Source organism: Candidatus Jordarchaeum sp. (assembly GCF_052745115.1).
In genome coordinates this window covers 1-3225 of sequence record NZ_JBRAKS010000411.1, presented here as the reverse complement: position 1 = coordinate 3225, position 3225 = coordinate 1, and the positions used below count along the sequence as shown (strand labels likewise).

Here is a 3225-nt window from a genome sequence, read left to right as displayed (position 1 = left end):
TGGGAGGCTGGGGGGCGGGTTGGTTATGCTTTTAAGGGCCAAAACGTGGTGGTTTTTTCTCATATTCCTCCTGAACTGAAGGGTGAACCGACACATGCGATTTATAGTCCTATGGAGCTTCAAGCCTCTATAGTTAATGATGATATTCGATATTCAACTATAGCCGAAGAATGGAATGAGTACATAACTGAGGATGGGGCTAGCATAAGGGTTAAATTAACGGTGGTAAAAGTTTCCAGAACAAACAAAACTGATAAGGACGGGGACCCGGTGTACTTGGTTCAAACTTCTTTGCTTCCCCAGATTCAGCCTCCGAGAAAAAAATAAGATGAAGTATCTTCAGAAGCACTGTTTTGTTTTTTTAAACTCTTTTTGAGCTTATTTCCGCTAATTTTTTAAATATTACTGTGGTAGTAATTTTTTATGACATATTATGATTTGTGGAATATATTATGGAGCTGGAGAAGAGAGTTCACGATTAAGGAATTCCGATCCACCTTTCCCAGCCCAAGTCCAAATAAGGTTTTACACGACATGGTGCAGAAGGGATTTTTAGATAGGGTAAATTGGGGAAGGTATAGAGTAAATTCACCTAAGGAGTATGTTGGGAAGAAGTTCAACATAATTGAAGCTTACGAATTGGTGAATGAAGCGGGGTTGGAGTATGCGTTTACTGGTCCTGATGCTGTTTTTTTCTGGACTAAAGGCGGATACAATATTGATCGCTTTTTCGCCTTCTATCCCATTCACTTGAAAATCAATAAGCAGGAGTTAGTGAGTTGGAAGAATTTTTTTAAATTTAAGGGCAAAAGAGTGCATGTTTACGGCGAACCTGTAAAGGAGACTTTATATGGCGTATTCTATGTTTTATATTCTGAATCTGAGACTAGAGCTGAAAAAGTTGATGGCTATAGTGTAATGCCTTTGGATGAAACCATCGAGTTTTGTAGAAAAAATATTTACGCTTACGAACCAGCCTTAGAGATGCTGGATGAGATGTATAACTTAAAATTAGGCATTAGATACCAGGAAAAAGAGACGAACCTATAGTGATGTATCCATGGCAGTTAAGTTTGTGGAAAGAGAAAATGAGATTTTAAGAATGATAAAAAGTTTCTCAGAAGCAGCATTAGACTTCATAGTAGTAGGAGGAGGATATGTTGTAAGTGGCTTGGCTAGGCATCGCTTCTCAGTAGACCTCGACCTAGTAATTCAGAAAAATGATCTGGAGGCTTTTATGAAAATCCTACAGGAGAAGGGCTTTGAAAAGCAGATTGAACGAACTGGCTTCAATGAATTCTATGGGGGCGAATTTATAGGCAGTGTTAAAAAAATAGAAGACCTTCCGGTAACAGTTGATTTACTTGTAAAAAGCTTGGTTTGCAGGGCTACGAATGCTTCTTGGAGTTTCAATTATATTAAGCGTTACTCGGTGATTGCAGATGTGGCTGGAATAGCGATTTCGGTTAGATGTAGGGTTCCTGAGAACGCATTGCTTATAGCATTCAAGATCCATTCTGGCAGAAGAACCGATGTAAGGGATTTTGTAGTTTTAGCTCCTGATGCTGATATAGAAAAAATTATCAAGCACATAAAAAGAGGAGACTTGGATCGGTTGAGGACTCAGATATACGCAATAACTGAAATGTTAAATGATGAGAGATTAGTTGATTCACTGAAAGGAGTTTTTAGTATAAGAAATGATGTTAGCGAACAGATAGGAAATGCCTATAAAATGATTAAAAAAATTCAATCTAAACTGTAACTATTTAAACAATATTTTTCCCGATTCTAAAATTTTTTATCTGGAAAATGTCAATTACTTTTTTAGAGAAGAGGCAGATTATCGAATTAGTATTGTGGTGTTATAAATATGGTAGAGCTCACTTTTTATGGTGGGGTTGGAGAAGTCGGTGGAAACATGTTCCTGCTAAGCGATGGGGATACCAAGGTCTTTCTGGACTTCGGTATGAACTATACTGCACGGAGAAATTTTTACACTTGGCCCGCTATACAGCCCAAAGATGAGAGAGGGTTACTAGATTTCGGTCTTATACCAGATCTAAAGGGAATATACCGGTGTGAAAAGTCTGAGCCCAGTTTTGATGGTGTTTTTCTTACTCATGTTCATGGAGATCACACTGGTTACATCTCATTAATTAACCGAGCGATTCCTGTTCACTGCGGTGAAACATGTTCCCTCATTCTGAAGGCTATCGATGCCACCAGCAGGAAAAGTTTTGAGAAGGATTTAACTGGATTGAAATGGAAAATATTCCGAACCGGACACCGCGTTAAAATCGGCAGCCTTGAGGTTGCTCCGGTACATGTGGATCACTCGGTTCCCGGAGCTTACGGTTTCATAATTCACACCTCTGAGGGCACAATTGCCTACACTGGGGATTTGCGAAGCCACGGAACAAAACCGGAATTAACGATGGACTTTGTGAAAAAAGCAGGGGAGGAGAAGCCGGAAGCCGTTATCTGTGAGGGAACCAACATTATGCAGGCGAGAGTCTCAAGCGAGGATGAGGTGGAGCAGAAGCTTAACACGGTAGTCGCCAGTACCAAAAACATTGTACTCGCCAGTTTTAGCTACAATGATATAGATAGGTTGAGAACCTTTTATCATGTGGCCCAAAAGAATAATCGGTACCTCGTGGTCTCTCTGAAGCAAGCCTACCTGCTAAGAGAACTCCAAAAAGATCCTCGACTAGATGTTCCAGACATAATGGGCGACAAGTTCATAGTCCTGGATAAGGAAAAGAAAAAAGACAAGTGGGAAAGGGAGGAAATCCAGAAATACCGCAATGTTAAAACCGTATCCGAAATCGGGAAAATCCAGAACAAGGTAATCTATGTCCTATCACAGTTCGACTTAAACGATCTGGTGGACATTAAACCCGATGCGGGCAGCATCTACATTTACTCATCATCGGAACCGTTCACCGAGGAGGGAGAAATCGATTTCGAAAGGATGAAAAACTGGCTGGCCAGCTACGGCCTGCCACTCTACCAGATCCACACCTCAGGACACATAATGCCCCACGAACTCGTAGAAATCTTCAAAGAATTGAAGCCCAAAAAACTAATACCGGTGCACACCGAGTATCCCGAAACCTTCAAAAAATATTTTGAAAAAGCAATCCTGGTAGAATTGCCAACAAAAAATCAAACCATGAAAATTTTCTAAAAATAATTTGAACCACTTCTTGGAGTAAAAGA

4 protein-coding genes are annotated in these 3225 nt (G+C 40.2%); all 4 read left to right on the top strand.

Annotated features, from left to right (window positions below; genetic code table 11):
* On the top strand, window positions 1-327 hold a 327-nt coding region (locus ACUVXA_RS18720; RefSeq protein WP_445872809.1), incomplete at its 5' end, for a hypothetical protein.
* Between the two features lie 96 nt (window positions 328-423).
* Window positions 424-1050: a hypothetical protein gene (locus tag ACUVXA_RS18715; protein ID WP_445872808.1), complete on the top strand. Its 627-nt coding sequence runs from the start codon at window positions 424-426 to the stop codon at window positions 1048-1050.
* Between the two features lie 10 nt (window positions 1051-1060).
* Window positions 1061-1765, top strand: coding sequence for a hypothetical protein (locus ACUVXA_RS18710; RefSeq protein WP_445872807.1), 705 nt, complete (start codon window positions 1061-1063; stop codon window positions 1763-1765).
* Window positions 1766-1873: 108 nt separating this feature from the next.
* A complete protein-coding gene (locus ACUVXA_RS18705; protein WP_445872806.1) occupies window positions 1874-3193 on the top strand; it encodes an MBL fold metallo-hydrolase in 1320 nt (439 codons plus the stop codon).
* Window positions 3194-3225 lie beyond the last annotated feature (32 nt).

Excerpts from the sequence above, each read along its gene's own strand:
- ACUVXA_RS18705 (WP_445872806.1), top strand. The coding sequence starts at position 1,874 with ATGGTAGAGCTCACTTTTTATGGTGGGGTTGGAGAAGTCGGTGGAAAC.
- ACUVXA_RS18715 (WP_445872808.1), top strand. The coding sequence starts at position 424 with ATGACATATTATGATTTGTGGAATATATTATGGAGCTGGAGAAGAGAG.
- ACUVXA_RS18710 (WP_445872807.1), top strand. The coding sequence starts at position 1,061 with ATGGCAGTTAAGTTTGTGGAAAGAGAAAATGAGATTTTAAGAATGATA.